Source organism: Ruegeria sp., assembly GCF_028066395.1.
Classification (GTDB): Bacteria; Pseudomonadota; Alphaproteobacteria; order Rhodobacterales; family Rhodobacteraceae; genus Ruegeria.
The window spans coordinates 25961-41838 of record NZ_JALCBM010000030.1; the positions used below are offsets into that span (position 1 = coordinate 25961).

Genomic DNA, 15878 nt, shown 5'->3' on the forward strand with positions numbered 1-15878 from the left:
AGGGCCTCCAATACGGGCGTAACTATTCCCACGGCGTCAGGATAATCTTGGGTGCCGCTACAGCACCAGCCCGCAGATCACGAAAGGCTTGCGCACCCTCGGACAGGCCACGGGTTTCGACCCAGTCCAGTGCGCCGAGACGCCCGTCGAAAATGGCCTGCGCGGTCTGGCGGAAATCCTCGGCCGTATAGGTGTAAGTGCCGATAAAGGTGATCTCCTGCAAGGTCATTCTGCGCACGTCCAGCCCGCCGGTATCCTCGCCCAAGCCCACATGCGCGATCACCCCGCCGGGTTGCGCACAGGCCGAGGCCGCGGCGCGCGTGGCCGCATAGCCCACCGCGTCGATCACCAGCGGATAGGCCCCTTCCGCCGTATCTGTCAGGATCAGCCCGTCCAGCTTTTGCAGATAGGTCCGGCGCAGGGTGTTGGGTTCGGCAATGGTGACCTCTGCAATCCCCATCGCCCTCAGGGCCAAGGCCGCCGCCACACCGATCGCGCCGCCGCCGATCACCAGCGCGCGCCGGTCCATCGCCGGGTGCAGCGCCTCGATCGCCAGCCGGGCGGCATGCCAGCTGACCGCCAGCGGTTCCGCCAGCGCGGCCTGGGACAGGGGCACATGGGCGGGGACCTCGACCAGATTGCGTTCGGGCATCGCGACGAACTGGGCAAAGGCCCCTTCGCGTGGCGGCATCGAGATGATCTGACGGATCGGGCACAGGTTCTCACGCCCCGATGTGCAGGCCGGACAGGTCCCGCAGGTGACCAGAGGGTTAATGGTCACCCGCATCCCTTCCTGCGGACCGCCAGTGATGATCCCTGCAGCCTCATGCCCCAGAATCAGCGGGGCAGGGCGGCGGGCGTCATGACCGAGATAGGCATGCATGTCGGACCCGCAGATCCCCGAAGCCTCGACCCGGATCAGGTGTTCCCCCGGGTTTGGCGTGGCGTCGGCGACCTCCCGCAGGGCCATCTGTTCCACACCTTCGTAAACCAGTGCTTTCATTTCGCGGTGAACCCTCCGTCAACCATCAGGACCTGACCGGTGACATAGTCGGAGGCCCTGGAACATAGAAACAGGATCGGGCCATCGATATCCTCCAGCCGTCCATTGCGCCGGATGCAGGTCTGCGCCGCATTGCGGGCAGCGCGGTCGGGGTCGTCAAACACGGTCTGCGTCAGCTCGGTCGGGAAAAAGCCGGGGCCGATGGCGTTGGCGGTGATGCCGTGGGGCGACCAGGCCTCGGCCATGGCGCGGGTCAACTGGCCGATCCCGGCCTTGGTCGCGCCATAGGCGATGCCGCCGGGAAAGGCGCGCGTGGTCTGGAGCGAGGCGAAATTCACGATCCGCCCCCAGCCGCGCGCCTTCATCGCGGGCACCATGGCCTGGCTTAGAAAAAACGGCGCGCTGAGGTTCAGGGCCAGCGTCGCATCCCAGCCCGCATCGGTGACGTCATCTGCCGCCTCGCGTGTGTTCACCCCGGCGGCGTGGATCAGAATATCCGGCGCGCCAAAGGGGTCCGAGACCTGCTGCGCCAGCGCGTCCAGCCGCGACCGGTCCGCCACGTCGGCGGTGACGGCAGCGGCGCTGTCTCCGATCTCGTCACAGAGACCGGCCAGCGCCTCTTCCCGACGCGCCACGCCAACGACCCGAGCGCCGGCGGCAGCCAGAACCGTGGCCACCTGCCGCCCAAGGCCCGAGCTTGCGCCGGTGACGCATGCCACCTTGCCCGCAAGGTCAAAAAGGGTGCGGGGGTCATCCATCGGCGGTCAGGTCGAACTGTTCGTCGGGGAAATACTTGGCCAGACGGACATCGGCGGCGCGGGCGTGGCCCTCCATCCCTTCCAGACGGGAAATGCGGGCGGTGGCCTCGGCAATGGATTTCGACCCCTCGCGGGTTGCCCGCTGCCAGGTAACGATTTTCATGTATTTATGCACGCTCAGCCCGCCAGTATAGCTGGCCGCGCCGGAGGTCGGCAGCACGTGGTTGGTCCCGGTGGCTTTGTCGCCATAAGAGACGGTGGTTTCTTCGCCCAGAAACAGCGACCCATAACAGGTCAGGCGGTCCAGCCACCAATCCAGATCCTCGGCCTGCACGGTCAGGTGCTCGGGCGCGTATTCGTCGGAACAGGCGGCCATTTCCTCACGATCCGAACAGACGATCACCTCGGCATAGTCGCGCCATGCGGCAAAGGCGTTGTCGCGGTTCAGTTCGGGTAGGTCGTCGATCAGGGCGGGGACCAGTTCCATCACCTTCTGCGCCAACGCCCGGTCATCCGTCACCAGCCAGACGGGCGAGTTATATCCGTGCTCGGCTTGACTGACCAAATCGGTCGCCACCACATGGGCATCCGCGCTGCCATCGGCCAGGATCAGGCTGTCGGTCGGCCCCGCGATCATGTCGATGCCGACCTTGCCGTAGAGAATACGCTTGGCCTCGGCCACGAACTGGTTGCCGGGACCCACGAGGATGTTGGCGCGGGGCAGGTCGAACAGCCCATAGGTCATCGCCGCCACGCCCTGCACACCGCCCATGGCCAGAATGCTGTCAGCGCCGCAGATATGCGCGGCATAGACAATCGCGGGGGCCACACCCTCGCCGGGGCGCGGCGGGGAACAGGCGGTGATGTGGCGGCAGCCCGCCACCTTGGCGGTGGTCACGGTCATGATTGCGCTGGCGATGTGGCTGTACCGCCCGCCGGGCACGTAGCAGCCCGCCGCATCCACCGGGATTGCCTTTTGACCGGCGATGAAGCCCGGCACGATCTCCATCTGCACATCCGACACCGTGGCCTTTTGCGTTTCGGCAAAGCGGCGCACATTGTCATGGGCAAAGCGGATATCGGCTTTCAGCTTTTCCGGCACCAAGGCGATGGCCGCATCAATCTCGGCCTGCGTCATCAGCACGTTGCCCTCGAACTTGTCGAACTTGGCCGCATATTCCAGCGCCTTGGCATCGCCGCCCGCCTCGATATCGGCAAGGATGGTCTTGACCGTATCATGCACTTCTGACGCATGAGACTGGGCCGTCAGGGTCGCTTTTTTCAAGTAGTCGCGAGGCATTTTCAGCAGGTCCTATTGGTAGATTTCTGGAAGCAGGGTGGTCGAGACCGCAGGCACATAGGCGATCAGGATGACAACAATCAACATGGTCAGCACAAAAGGCACCGCACGGGCCGCGATCTTGAGGATCGACTCGCCGGTGATGCCCGAGACCACGAACAGGTTCAGGCCCAGCGGCGGGGTGATGAACCCCACACCCAGCGCGGTGATCATCATGATACAGAACTGAATTTCGTTCATGCCGATATTGTCGGCCAGCGGTTTCAGGATCGGCGCCAGGATCACGATGTTTGGCGTTGTCTCCATCACACAGCCCGCGGCAATCAGGATGCCGATCATCAGCAGGATCAGCAGATAGGGATCATCGGTCAGCGAGGTAACCGAGGTCACGAAGCCCTGCGGCACGCCCATGATCGCCAGCGCCTCGGCCAGCGGGGCCGAGAATGCGATGATTGGAAGGATCACACCGTTCACCTTGGCCGAACTGACCAGCATCGAGGGGAAATCAGCCAGCGTCAGCGTGCGCAGGACAAAGCCCATGATGATGGTGACCACGACGGCGGTCGCCCCGGCCTCGGTGGGCGTCAGGCGGCCCGAGAAGATGCCATAGAAGATGATGCCCGGCACGATAAAGGCATACCAGCCGGATTTCAGCGCCTTGCCCAGTTTAGCCAGCCATTCGCCCATGGTCATCACGCCGCCGCCCTCATAGGCATAGAGGCGGTTCATGATGATATTGGTGATCAGGATCGACACCAGAATGGCCAGACCGGGGATGAGGGCCGCCAGAAACAGGGTCGAGGCGGAAATGCCCAGCACAAGGCCGATGATGATATAGGCAATCGACGGTGGGATTAGAATGCCGGTACAGGCCCCGGCGGCGACCAACGCGCAGGCATAGGGACGGGGATAGCCGCTTTCGACCAAGCGGTTGATGGTCATCCGACCCACGGCAGCAGCGCCTGCAGCGTCCGAACCCGAGATGGCCGCGAACATGCCGCAAACCAGCACGGTGGCCGATCCGAACCCGCCCTTGGCAAAGCAAGTCAGCGCCTCGGCCACGTCGAGGAATTTTCGCGACAGCCCGGTGCGCACCAGCACGTCGCCGGTCAGGATGAACAGCGGCACGGCGGTCAGGGCAAAGGCGTCGATACCGGTGAACAGGCTTTCGCCCACAAGGCTCAGCGGCAGGTCGCCGGACATGATCAGCATCACGATCGCTGCCGATCCGATCGCGGCCCAGACCGGCACCGCCATCGCAATCAGGCCAACGAACAGAATTACGGGAACATAAAAATCCCAGCCCAGCTCAACGGTTTGATTGAGAGAATTCCACAGCATTCGTCTTCTCCTCAGTCAAACAGCTTGTCACCTTCGAAGACGGGGGTGCCGTCGCGAAGGGATTTCAGGTCGCGCAGAAGGGATTGGATCAGCCGCCAGATCATCAGCGCAAACCCGGTGGGAACGGCCATCAGGAACCAGACCTTGGACACCCGCAACCCATCGGTCACCGACCCGAACTTGGCCGAGACATGGACCGCCTCATACGACCAGTAGAGCGCGATGACGGCGACGACGAACATCACCAGATCGCCAAAGATATACAGTACCGCCTTGGGGCGCGGCCCGAGGTAATGCATGATCACGTCGATGCGGATATGGGCGCGTTCCTTGACCGCTGCCGCCGCACCGATCCAGGCCAGATAGATGAAGGAATAACGCACGATTTCCTCACCCCAGATCGAGGAATAGGCGAAAATCTCCCGCCGCAGCACCTCGATAGCCATGGTGATCACAAGCATCACGTAAAAGACCAGCAGCAGCCAGCGTTCGGCATTGCGGTCTATAGTCTGAAAAACGGTCATCATATCCCTCAACGATGGGACAGCCGGGCACAGGTCTTCTGTTACGGACCCTTCCGAGCCCGGCTGTCAGGAGGATTGGGAGGCGGGCGCCCGGTCAGCGCCCGCGCGGCAGGTATCAGGCGTCGTGGACGTAGTATTTGCCCTGCGTGCCCGCCGCCTCGACCAGTTTCTCGAAGGCGTCCATGGACCCGGCCAGTTCGGTCTTGAACGGGTCCCATTCGGACCGCTGATAGCCACCGACATCTTGCCATTCGGCCAGTTGATCGCTGCTCAGCGAGTGGAACTCGACCCCGGCCTTGTTCAGCTCGGCCATCGCATAGGCGCGGGCCGATGGCACTTTGGACAGGTTCTGATGGCTGGTCATCTCGGACCCCCACATGATGCCTTCCTGCACATCCGCAGGCATCGAGTTGAACCATTCCAGATTACAGGAATAAACCTGACTGTCCGGCACCGCCTGGGTGAAGGTCACATGGCTGAGGATATCCTTGAAGCCAAAGACATAAAGCGCCCCGGCCGCCGGGTCGAGAGCATCTGCCACGCCCTGCTTGATCGCCGAGGGGGTTTCGCCCCACGCCACCGGTGTCGGGTTGGCGCCGACCATCCGGTAATATTGCTGCAACATTTTTGACCCCGGCACGCGGAACTTGATGCCGCTCATGTCACCGGGGGTGATGATGGCATTGCCGCCCTGACGCACGGCCACGACGCGCGGGTCGATCACCACATAGAACAGCGCCTTGAAGCCTGCGGCTTCGACCTTGGGATGAACCTCGTTCTTCCAGGTGTCGGAATGCACCAGATTGGTGAACCGCTGGTTCGAGCCGCACAGATACGGCATGTTGATCAGGTCCACGGTCGAGGCAAAGGGCGCGAAGTTCGACAGCGAATGCTGTGCCGCCTGAATGGTGCCACCCTGCACCTTCTGCACCAGCGCGCCACCGGCACCCAACTGCCCGCCCGGGGCCAGTTTGACATAGACCTTGCCGTTAGTGGCGTTCTGGATGTTTTCCTTCAGGTCCAGTTGCATGATCGGATAGCTGCGCGAAGCCCCCAGCACATAGGCCGTCGCAATCGTCATCACGTGATCAGCGGCCTTTTCACGCTCGCTTTCTTCCTTGGCGGTCTGCGCCGCGGCCTCGGACGACCACAGCACACCACCGGCCCCGGCAACCAGTGCCGCGGTGAACGCCCCACCGGCGCTGAGCTTCAGGAAATTGCGACGCTCCGCCGACGCAAGTTCGTTTCTGTCGTTGTTCATAAATTGCCCTCCCAAGCGAAATTCAGCTGCCGTCCTTGGCTTTGCGGTCAGCCTCCTTTTTCAGAATTGCGACAACGAACAGGATCGACGCCGCGAACAGAACCAACATCTCGCCTACATCCCCAAGAAACGCGCTGTTTGCGAATGCACCCAGCGCCACGTTTGCGAAATAGATGACAAACACGAAGACGGATGCAGCAAGAAACATTTCCCGGACTCCCAGTAGAATCGGCTCTGACCTATTTGTAAGCGCTTACATCAATAATGCAAGCGCTTACATTGATGCTTTCATCTGACCCGCGAAACGGCTAGAGTTGTACCTTAAGCGAATTGCAGGTTCGGAAATGTCAAAACTTCGTTCAGCGCCGACTTTGGATGATGTGGCCAAAAGGGCTGGCGTTTCGACTGCAACCGTGTCGCGGTGTCTGAATGATCCGCAGCGGGTGATCGCCGCCACGCGGGAACGGGTGATGTCCGCCGTCGATGCGCTGGGATACACGCCGAATTTCGCGGCCCGGGTGATGGCGGCCAAGCGGTCCTTTACCATCGGTGCGATCATTCCAACCATGGAAAACGCCATTTTTGCCCGGGGGTTGCAGGCGTTTCAGGAGGAAATCCACCTGCGCGGATACACGCTGCTGGTGTCCAGTTCCGCCTATAAGCCCGAGGTCGAGGAAGAGCAGATCAGGACCCTGGTCGCACGCGGGGCCGATGGGCTGCTGCTGATCGGTCATGACCGGGACGACCGGATTTACGACTATCTCGACCGGCAGAAGGTTCCGGCGATGGTGGCGTGGTCCTTTATCCCGGAAAAGCGCATGCCCTCGATCGGGTTCGACAACCGGCAGGCGATGAAGGCGCTGGCGGAAGAGGTGATCGGGCTGGGGCATAAGCGCCTCGCCACAATTTCCGGCATCACGCAGGGCAATGACCGCGCCCGACTGCGTATCGAGGGGATCAGGGACGCGATGCGCTCCAACGGTTTGTCGCCTGACACGCTGATGACCATCGAAACCCCTTATGAGATCGAAAACGGGGCCGAGGCATTCCGGCAGTTGATGGCCAGCGATCACCCCCCTTCGGCGGTGCTGTGCGGCAACGATGTTCTGGCCGTGGGGGCGGTGCGGCAGGCCGAACTGATGGGCCTGCGGGTGCCGGGTGATGTCTCGATCACCGGGTTTGACGATATCGAACTGGCCCGGATCGTGCATCCCGCCCTGACCACCCTGCATGTCCCCCATCGCGAGATGGGGCGCAAGGCGGCGGCCGGGCTGATCGAGATGATCGAAAGCAATGCGTCGGGTCAGTCGATCCAGTTGGAGACCAGCATCGTCACGCGCACCTCACTTGCCGCGCCGGGCTGAGATCGGACACACGGGTCATTTCCCGACAATCCTGATCGTATAGTCCCGCCGCGCTGCTTCTGGCGGAGGCGGGAAGGGCGCCGCAGCCCGGACCTGCGCCAACGCCACCTGATCCAGCCGTTTCGAACCGGAACTGCGCGAAATGCTGGCGCTCAGCAGGTTGCCATTGTCGGCGATGCGAAAGGAGACAAAGACTGCCCCACGAATTTTAACGCTTTTGCGGCGCGCGCGGGTGATCTTGCGCATGACCGTTCCCGCGTAGTTGTCGGCAGCGGCATTGCCTTGACCACTCGCGGTCTGTTTGTTGGCCTGTGCCGTCGCCGCGCCCTTAGATGTCTTGCCCGCCGCACTGCCTTTTTTCGCATCCTTCGCCGAATTGCCCAGTTGCGAGGCGGTCTGATCAGTCTTTTCCGGTTCCGGCCGTCGGGTATCTTTCACCGGCGGCTTTGCAGCCTTCTGCGCCTTGGGCTGCGGTGTCACAGAGGCTTGCGGTTCAAGCGGCTTTTGCGCTGTTTGGGCCTTGGGTGTAATGGCGACCGTGGGTGTATTCTGAGGCGGCGTCGGTTGCGTCACAATCGGCGATTGCGGCACGGGTTTTTCCACCGGGTCCAACTGATCTGGCTGTTGCGTGTCCTGATGTGTTGTTGCTGGGGCAGGGGTCGCGGTTCCGGCGGCAAAGTCCTTGAACGATGATCCCAACGCCGCGACCTGCGCGTCTCCGCCACCCTGAAACAGCGTGGTGTCCGGCTCTGAAAAATCATGCAGGGCAAGACCATGCGCGGCTGTGGCCAAAAGGATAGCCCCAAGGGCGATGGCGCGGGACCGGGGGATCATTGCAGCCCCCTTTCGGTGACCACGAAGATCTGTTTCGCCCCCAGCGCCCGCAGGGCGTCCCCAGTTTTTTTCAACGCGACTGCAGGCAGCGCCCGGTCCGGCACGATGCGCACCGCGTCCAGCGGCAAATCGATCGAGGCGCGTTCGACATACGCCTCGACATCCGTCAATTCCGCGCCGCGATATTCCAGCACTCCGTCCGCGCGGATGACCAGCGCATCGGGCGGCTCGCGCCCGTCCAGATCCTGCGTGTCGACCAATTGCACCGAGTTACTCAGCGGCGGTGCAAGGCTGCCCGCGATCATGAAAAAGACCAGCATCAGAAACACGACATTGATCAGGGCAATCGTCGGCTCTTTGATCCGTTTCGCTTTGGGTTTCAGTTGCATCATCCCATGACCTGCATTTGCAGTTTCGGAACCACGCGCAGCGCCACCAGCAGCTCGATCAACTGTTGCGAGGTCACCTGAGGCGTCAGACTGATCAGCGCCACCTGCGGTTTGTCCGCCTGCAACGCCGCCCCGACCCGGTCCAGCCCCACCGGGGCGCCATCCAGCAATATCCGGGCGGATTCCAGCTTGATGAACCGAATGGTCGGATCGCTGTTGGTTCCACCGGCAGTGGCGGTGGACAATTCAACCTCGCCGAATTTCGAAAAGGTCGAGGTGAGCATGAAAAACAGCAGCAACAGAAAGATGACATCAATCAGCGATGTCATTGACAGGCGCTTGCGCCGTTTCTTGCGCAGCTCAAGCGCCATGGATCACAGTGATAAAGGGTTCCATCGGATCCGGCTTCGTATGTCCCGGCGCAAACACGGTTCTGAGCGCACGGTTGGCAAAGATGCGTTCACGGGTCATCCGCGCCTCGAACCAGGTCAGGATCAGTGAGGTTGGCATCGCAACCGCCAGCCCCGCAGCCGTGGTCAGCAAGGCCACCCAGATCCCGCCCGCCAGCAGCGACGGATCAACCGCATTCCCGGCCCCTTGCAGGGTCTGGAACGCTTCGATCATGCCCAGAACGGTGCCGAACAGCCCCAGCAACGGGGCCAGTTGGGACACTATGTCCAGAACGTTCAAACCCTGTTCCAACTCGGCAAATCGTGCCTCTGCCTCGGCATCGACACGTTCGGACAGGGTGCGATCATCACCTGTCAGGGCCATCTGAATGACCGGGGCGAGATAGCTGCGGCTTTTGTCCAAATGAGTTGCGGCCGTTGCCCGGTCCTGCCGGTCCCAGGCTTCGATGGCGCGCGACAGTTCGATATGGCGACCAACGCCCGCCGCACGGTATTGCCAGAGCTTGTAAAGAACCAGCGCAAGGGTCGCGATCGAGGCTGCGATCAGGACCATCACGACCGGCCCACCCAGTTCAAGAATGCCCGTCAGCGTCTTTTGTATCTCTGCCATCACCCTATCCAATCATCTCGGTTTCAAGACGGCTTTTCAGCTTCAGCCCACGGATGCAGACGTCGGCGGGGCCGCCGTCCAGATCACATGTCTCGGCCCCGTTGATCAGAATGCGGCTGATCTGGTCGCAGGCCACGGTGTCGAACTGGAATTGCCGCACCCGGGGCCGCCCGGCGGGCAGGTCCTGGAAATCCAGCAGCGTCAGCAGCGCAACCTCTCCTTTCGCCCCGAAGAGGACGGTTTCGTACACCACTTTTGTAATGTCCTGCGCGGAGCCGTTTTCGGCAACAAAGCTGAGCAAACAGCCTTGCCCCCGCACCTCAGCCGCGCTGAGCTCGATGGACACGCCAGCGCTGTCACCGGCATCGTCCGCATGGGCAAGCCCTGCCCCTGAGATCAGAGGCAGGGCAAGCAGGACCGCCCGGACGATATTTTTGTTGGTTCTTCTCGTCATTGTCGGTCCTTTCACTTGAATCAGAAGGTTTTGGCGACTGACAGCTTGAAGTTCCGGCCCACAGCGTCACGAGTGGACAGGCTGCCCCGGTATTGCTTGTCGAAGACATTTTCGATGCCAAAACGGACTTCGAAACCCTGAAGTACGCCTTCCTGAGGGAAGTAGCCCGCCCGAAGGTTGCTTACGCCAAACCCGCCAATCGGATCGTTATTCCCGTCAAATCCTGCGCGCGAACCGACAAGTTCCCAACTGACATCCAGTGTTTCGCCAAATCGTTTTCCCACGGTAAGGCGTGCGGTATCTGCTGGCTCATTGCCCCAACGCTCAATTGTTCCATCGTCTGCCGTTTGCGTTGCATGGACAATGTTGGCGTTGAAGTCCGCGTAGATACCATTGGCGTGGGCGTAAGAGGCTTCAATCTCGGCGCCTTGTGTTTCAACCCGTTCCAAAGGCGTGAACACCAGCGTGAACGGAGGGATGAACTCCGTCGTCACATAGGAGGTGATGTCGGTCAGTTCAGTATCATAGAGATTGACCTTGAACCGCAAAACATCGCCAGAGCTGAAGACATCCCCTTTGTTGTAAGAAAATCCGGCCTCGTATGTTCTGGATTTCTCGGACTGGTTGATGCGACCGGGTTCTTCCAGATCGTCGATGATTGGCAAGTTTTCGGTGTAGGCACCGCTGCCAAAGATCGCAAATCCGTTGTCAAACTCATACCGGACGGACAGCCCACCCATAAGCGCATCATGGTCGAATGTGCCATTTTCCGGTGCCGGTTGATTGGGATCGCCGTCGATCGTCTGGGTTTCATAGCGCAGGGCAGGGGTGATGGTCCAATGATCCCCGATCCGCATATCATCGACCGCAAAGATAGCGAAACGGCGATCCGTCCCACCCGGGGCTGAATCGGCGTCAAGCCGGTCGCGGTGGATGTATTCGACACCTGCCCTGAGATCGTGATCGACAATACCGGTCCGGAAGAATGCCGTGTTCTTGACCGTCAGTTTTGTTGTCTGGAAACGGTGATCCGCATCCAGAAGCGGGTCAGGTCCATTGACGGCTTCGCTGAAGATTTCCTGATCCGAATAGCTCAGATTCACGTCCAGATCGATCAGGTCGTTGTCCGCTGGGCGATACTGATATCGAAGAATGCCAACCTTGGTCTCATACCTCCTGTCGACATTGCCGAAGGTGGCAGTATTGAATGTGTCATACGGAACATCCCGGTCGTCGGATGTTGTATCCTGCCACGAAGCGGTCAGCGAATGTTCGAGGCTGTCGCCGAAGGAGTACTTCGCCTTTGCCAGGTAAGACGGGTTCGAAAACTCACTGTTCGCAATGACATCGCCGTTTCCGTTGTCCGGATTGTCCTGCGTGCGATACGAATAGTTCAGCAGGAATTCATACTGTTCCGTCGGCTGCCACGCCAGAATCGAGGATGACGTAAACCCGTTCCCGTTGCTTGAACCCTCCAGAGTCTGGCGCAGGCGGAAGCCGGGTTCCCCACCGGTAAAGTCCGACGCATCATTGGTTTCCAACAAAACGGCACCACCGACTACACCGGAGCCGAACTCAAACGAACCGACCGTTCCCCGGATCACCGATACGCTTTTGTAAAGCGCCGGGTCGGTAAACAGCTGTGTACCAATCCGATAAATCTCTTCCGAGCCGGTCGTTGCGCCATCAATCTGAATCAGAACTTTTTGGTCGGTCCCAAACGTACTGTTGGCCCCGAATCCGCGAATGTTGATGCCCGAACCCTGCGGCGTCGATCCGTTCACCAGCGTCACACCCGGCACCGTGTCAATCAGTTCCGCGACCGTCCCGGCCTGTCGGTCATAGATTTCTTCCTGATCGATATTGGTGATCGGAACCGCGGTATCCGTCTGAATCTCGCGCTTGCTTTCGCCCAGCTCCAGTGTGCCGAGATAGCCGTCATCCTGTTCCAGCGTCGGGTCCTGCTCCTGCGCCAGGACGCTGGTCGCAATGATGCTCAGGCAAGAGGCCGTCCCCAACAGCCCAATTCGTCGAGTTTGTGCACGCATGTCTGTCCCTTCGATACGTACGAGGGCTGGCACATGGCTGGCATTCGTTCAGTTATTGGTGTTTTTTTAGAATCGCCAATTTGAGTGGCTTGCGTTCGTTAATAAAGCTGACTATTTTAGTCAACATAAATTCATGTTGTTCAGACAACATCCGCAAGCAGGTCGCTGACAGGTTCAGGGGCCGGGCCAGCATGTCTCAAAACCACTCAGAAGATGGGAAAACCCATGATGGAACAGGTGCTTATGGCCCCGGAACTGATACGTGCGGCCCGGGCGGAACAGCCGGGCAAACGGGACCGCGATCTTGCAGATTCGCTGGGCATTGCCGAAGGGCAATTGGTGGCTGCGTTCACTGGCCACGATGTCACACGCATCTCGGCAGAACTGGACGATATATTCCCCCGTCTCAATGGGTTGGGCGAGGTTATGGCGCTGACACGTAACCCGTCCTGTGTGATCGAAAAGATCGGGCAGTATGACAATTATCATTCTGGCACCCATGCCGCGATGGTGCTGACCGAAGAGATTGATCTGCGGATGTTCCCCAGCCATTGGGTGCACGCCTTCGCCGTCGAACGCGAGACCAAGGATGGTGTGCGGCGATCCTTGCAGGTGTTTGATGCGGCGGGCGACGCTGTTCACAAAATCTTTATCCGCGAAACTTCGGATCTGACCGCCTGGGAGGCCTTGGTGGGTGATCTGGCGTTGAAGGATCAGTCCCAAACGCTACAGGTCGCGCCCCGCACGCCGACCGAGGCGGCGAAGTCGAACACCGACAAGGCCGATATCCTGCGCGCCGAATGGGCGAAGATGACCGATACGCATCAGTTCCTGCGCCTGACCTCCAAACTGAAAATGAACCGGCTGGGTGCCTATCGCATCGCCGGGGAGCCGCTGGTCCGGCAACTGCAGCCGGATACCGTGGTCCAGATGTTCGAACAGGTGCGCGATCAGGGGCTTGAGGTCATGGTCTTTGTCGGCAACCGGGGCTGCATCGAAATCCATGGCGGCCCGGTGCAAGAGCTCAAGCAGATGGGGCCGTGGTTCAACGTGCTTGATCCGCGCTTCAATCTGCATCTGCGATCCGATCATATTGCCGAGGTCTGGGCGGTGTCCAAACCGACGCAACGCGGACCTGCTGTCTCGGTCGAGGCGTTCGATGCCGAGGGCGGGCTGATCCTTCAGGTCTTTGGTCGCCGCACCGGTGAGACCGATCATCGTCCGGCCTGGGATGCGCTGGTTGCCGGGTTGCACTCCAAGCTGGAAACGGAGGTCGCGTGATGCGCAACGTCTTCGCCAAAACCGCCACTCTGCTGGCGCTGACCTTCGGCGCGCAGATCGCATTGGCCGATGACACCCGGCCTGACCGCATCATTGCCATTGGCGGATCAGTGACCGAAATCGTTTATGCGCTGGGTCAGGAAGACCGGCTGGTCGGGCGCGACCGGACCTCGAACTACCCGACCGAGGCGCGAGAGCTGCCCGATATCGGTTACATGCGCGCCCTGGCGCCCGAAGGTGTGTTGTCGGTGTCGCCGGATATGATCCTGTCGGTCGAAGGGTCCGGCCCGCCCGAGACGATCTCGGTCCTGCAAAACGCGGGCGTCGAATTCGTCGAAATCCCGGATGATTTCAGCCGCGACGGTATTCTGGCGAAAATCCGGGCGGTCGGTGCTGCCTTGGATGAAGACGAGGCCGCGGAGATACTGGCCCAACAGGTCGGGGCCGAGATTGACGCCGCCCACAACGCCGCCAAGGCGGTGACCGGCAACACCCCGGCGCGGGTGCTGTTCATCCTGTCCGCGCAGGACGGTCGGGTCATGGTCGGTGGCGCGGACACGCAAGCCGACAGCATCATCCGTCTGGCCGGAGGTGTGAATGCCGCCGGTGACGTTGCAGGGTTCAAGCCGATTACGCCCGAGGCGCTGACCGCTGCGGCCCCGGATGTCATCCTGATGATGACCCGGACGGGCGATCACGTAAGCTCGGACGAAGAGATTTTCGCGCTGCCCTCCATCGCTCTGACCCCGGCTGGTCGTGATAAACGTCTGGTGCGGATGAAGGGGAATTACCTGTTGGGTTTCGGACCGCGCACGGCGAGCGCGATCACTGACCTGTCCAGAGAATTGCAGCAGGTCGGGGGCCTATGACAGCCGCGACCGAACATCTGCCCACGGGCACGGCGCTTGACCGACGCGTGTCGGCCCGGCGGTTCACGCTGATGCTGGTGCTGCTTCTGGGGCTGGTCAGTCTGGCCAGCGTGTCGGTCGGGGCGTCCGATGCCTCGGTCCAGGCGGCGCTGGCCGATCTGTTCGCGGGCCGTGCGATGTCGGACCTGAACCGGGTCGTGCTGTTGGACATTCGGCTGCCGCGCCTGGTCATGGGCATTCTGGTTGGCGCGGCGCTGGCGGTGTCTGGTGTGGTCATGCAGGGGCTGTTTCGCAACCCGCTGGCTGATCCGGGGATCGTCGGGGTCAGCGCCGGGGCCAGTCTGGGGGCGATATCCGCCATCATTCTGGGCAGTTATCTGCCAATCTTCATCCAGGAATGGGTTGGGAACGGCCTGATCGCAATCTCCGCCTTTCTCGGCGGTTGGGCCTCGGTGCTGATCCTGTATAGGGTTTCGACCCGACGCGGGCAGACCTCGGTCGCGACCATGCTGCTGGCCGGGATCGCACTGGGTGCGCTGTCCGGGGCGGTCTCGGGTGTGCTGATCTACATGGCCGATGACCAGCAATTGCGCGACCTGACCTTCTGGGGCATGGGATCACTGGCGGGGGCGACCTGGATCAAGGTCATGACCGCCGCGCCGATCATCCTGATCGCGGTGATCAGCACTCAATTTCTGGCCCGCGCCCTGAACGGCATGGCGATGGGAGAGGCGGTGGCCCATCACATCGGCATCCCCGTTCAGCGCAGCAAGAATCTGGCCATTCTGGCCGTCGCCGCCGCAACCGGTGCCGCCGTGGCGGTGTCTGGCGGCATCGGTTTCATCGGCATCGTCGTGCCGCATCTGTTGCGACTGGCCACCGGCCCGGATCACCACCGGCTGCTGATGAACTCGGCCCTGTTGGGGGCAAGCTTGCTGCTATTTGCGGACATGATCAGCCGCGTGGTCGTTGCCCCGGCAGAGCTGCCGATCGGGATCGTCACCGCCATTCTGGGCGCGCCGGTGTTCCTGTGGATACTGCTGCGGCGTCACGGCACCATGGGGATGTAAGTCATGAAAGCTGAAAACATCCGCGTCACACTGGGGCGCAAGCAAATCCTGCATGGTGTCGATTTCACCGCCGAACCCGGCAAGGTCACGGCCATCATCGGCCCCAACGGATCGGGCAAGTCAACCCTGCTGAAGGCGCTGTCGGGGGATATCCCGGCCTTGGGCACCGTCACCCTGAACGGGCAGGATATTGCAACGCTGAAACCGTGGGAACTGGCCCCGATGCGTGGGGTTCTGCCGCAGGCTTCAACGGTCGCCTTCCCCTTCAGCGTGTTGGAAATCGTCCGTCTGGGCCTCGCCAACGGGTTGGCCGCGATGGAGGATCACCTGCCATCGCAAGCTCTGGCCCATGTCGATCTGGC

The 15878-nt window shown here is 61.2% G+C and carries 18 protein-coding genes; 5 read left to right on the top strand and 13 right to left on the bottom strand.

Annotated features, from left to right (window positions below):
- Positions 1-22: 22 nt before the first annotated feature.
- The 7 genes from MPJ51_RS11205 to MPJ51_RS11235 all read right to left on the bottom strand — a co-directional run bounded on the left by MPJ51_RS11205 (position 23) and on the right by MPJ51_RS11235 (position 6395).
- Positions 23-1003 (bottom strand): alcohol dehydrogenase catalytic domain-containing protein, encoded by a 981-nt coding sequence (locus MPJ51_RS11205; protein WP_298386261.1) that lies wholly within the window; start codon positions 1001-1003, stop codon positions 23-25.
- Complete coding sequence (locus MPJ51_RS11210) at positions 1000-1761, bottom strand: SDR family oxidoreductase (RefSeq protein WP_298386264.1); 762 nt, start codon at positions 1759-1761, stop codon at positions 1000-1002. The genes MPJ51_RS11205 and MPJ51_RS11210 overlap by 4 nt, the downstream gene beginning before the upstream one ends.
- Positions 1754-3061, bottom strand: a complete 1308-nt coding sequence (hisD, locus tag MPJ51_RS11215; protein ID WP_298386266.1) for a histidinol dehydrogenase — start codon at positions 3059-3061, stop codon at positions 1754-1756. Before hisD ends, MPJ51_RS11210 begins: the two co-directional genes overlap by 8 nt.
- A gap of 12 nt (positions 3062-3073) precedes the next feature.
- Positions 3074-4402 carry a TRAP transporter large permease gene (locus MPJ51_RS11220; RefSeq protein WP_298386268.1) on the bottom strand — a complete coding sequence of 443 codons (1329 nt, stop codon included), beginning with the start codon at positions 4400-4402 and terminating at the stop codon, positions 3074-3076.
- An 11-nt stretch (positions 4403-4413) separates the two neighbouring features.
- A complete protein-coding gene (locus tag MPJ51_RS11225; protein WP_298386270.1) occupies positions 4414-4926 on the bottom strand; it encodes a TRAP transporter small permease in 513 nt (170 codons plus the stop codon).
- A 115-nt stretch (positions 4927-5041) separates the two neighbouring features.
- A complete protein-coding gene (locus tag MPJ51_RS11230) occupies positions 5042-6187 on the bottom strand; it encodes a TRAP transporter substrate-binding protein (RefSeq protein ID WP_298386272.1) in 1146 nt (381 codons plus the stop codon).
- 22 nt (positions 6188-6209) lie between these two features.
- Complete coding sequence (locus MPJ51_RS11235) at positions 6210-6395, bottom strand: hypothetical protein (RefSeq protein ID WP_298386274.1); 186 nt, start codon at positions 6393-6395, stop codon at positions 6210-6212.
- 136 nt (positions 6396-6531) lie between these two features.
- Here MPJ51_RS11235 and MPJ51_RS11240 point away from each other — a divergent pair, with 136 nt between their 5' ends.
- A complete protein-coding gene (locus MPJ51_RS11240) occupies positions 6532-7551 on the top strand; it encodes a LacI family DNA-binding transcriptional regulator (protein ID WP_298386277.1) in 1020 nt (339 codons plus the stop codon).
- 15 nt (positions 7552-7566) lie between these two features.
- Here MPJ51_RS11240 and MPJ51_RS11245 read toward each other — a convergent pair whose 3' ends face one another.
- The 6 genes from MPJ51_RS11245 to MPJ51_RS11270 are packed head-to-tail and all read right to left on the bottom strand — an operon-like array spanning position 7567 to position 12296.
- Complete coding sequence (locus MPJ51_RS11245) at positions 7567-8385, bottom strand: TonB family protein (protein WP_298386281.1); 819 nt, start codon at positions 8383-8385, stop codon at positions 7567-7569.
- A complete protein-coding gene (locus MPJ51_RS11250) occupies positions 8382-8777 on the bottom strand; it encodes a biopolymer transporter ExbD (RefSeq protein WP_298386283.1) in 396 nt (131 codons plus the stop codon). The genes MPJ51_RS11245 and MPJ51_RS11250 overlap by 4 nt, the downstream gene beginning before the upstream one ends.
- Positions 8774-9145, bottom strand: a complete 372-nt coding sequence (locus tag MPJ51_RS11255) for a biopolymer transporter ExbD (protein ID WP_298386286.1) — start codon at positions 9143-9145, stop codon at positions 8774-8776. The genes MPJ51_RS11250 and MPJ51_RS11255 overlap by 4 nt, the downstream gene beginning before the upstream one ends.
- Positions 9135-9794 (bottom strand): MotA/TolQ/ExbB proton channel family protein, encoded by a 660-nt coding sequence (locus MPJ51_RS11260; RefSeq protein WP_298386289.1) that lies wholly within the window; start codon positions 9792-9794, stop codon positions 9135-9137. The genes MPJ51_RS11255 and MPJ51_RS11260 overlap by 11 nt, the downstream gene beginning before the upstream one ends.
- A 4-nt stretch (positions 9795-9798) precedes the next feature.
- On the bottom strand, positions 9799-10248 hold the full coding sequence (locus MPJ51_RS11265) for a hypothetical protein (protein WP_298386292.1): 450 nt from the start codon (positions 10246-10248) through the stop codon (positions 9799-9801).
- A gap of 20 nt (positions 10249-10268) precedes the next feature.
- A complete protein-coding gene (locus MPJ51_RS11270) occupies positions 10269-12296 on the bottom strand; it encodes a TonB-dependent receptor (protein ID WP_298386295.1) in 2028 nt (675 codons plus the stop codon).
- Positions 12297-12521: 225 nt separating this feature from the next.
- Here MPJ51_RS11270 and MPJ51_RS11275 point away from each other — a divergent pair, with 225 nt between their 5' ends.
- From MPJ51_RS11275 to MPJ51_RS11290, 4 genes are all read left to right on the top strand, one after another.
- The gene (locus tag MPJ51_RS11275; protein ID WP_298386298.1) at positions 12522-13577 is read left to right on the top strand and encodes a ChuX/HutX family heme-like substrate-binding protein; all 1056 of its coding nucleotides are present in this window, start codon (positions 12522-12524) and stop codon (positions 13575-13577) included.
- Positions 13577-14446, top strand: a complete 870-nt coding sequence (locus MPJ51_RS11280) for an ABC transporter substrate-binding protein (protein ID WP_298386301.1) — start codon at positions 13577-13579, stop codon at positions 14444-14446. The genes MPJ51_RS11275 and MPJ51_RS11280 overlap by 1 nt, the downstream gene beginning before the upstream one ends.
- Complete coding sequence (locus tag MPJ51_RS11285) at positions 14443-15516, top strand: iron ABC transporter permease (protein ID WP_298386304.1); 1074 nt, start codon at positions 14443-14445, stop codon at positions 15514-15516. The genes MPJ51_RS11280 and MPJ51_RS11285 overlap by 4 nt, the downstream gene beginning before the upstream one ends.
- Positions 15517-15519: 3 nt before the next feature.
- Positions 15520-15878: ATP-binding cassette domain-containing protein (locus tag MPJ51_RS11290; protein ID WP_298386307.1), on the top strand; the 359-nt coding region annotated here is incomplete at its 3' end.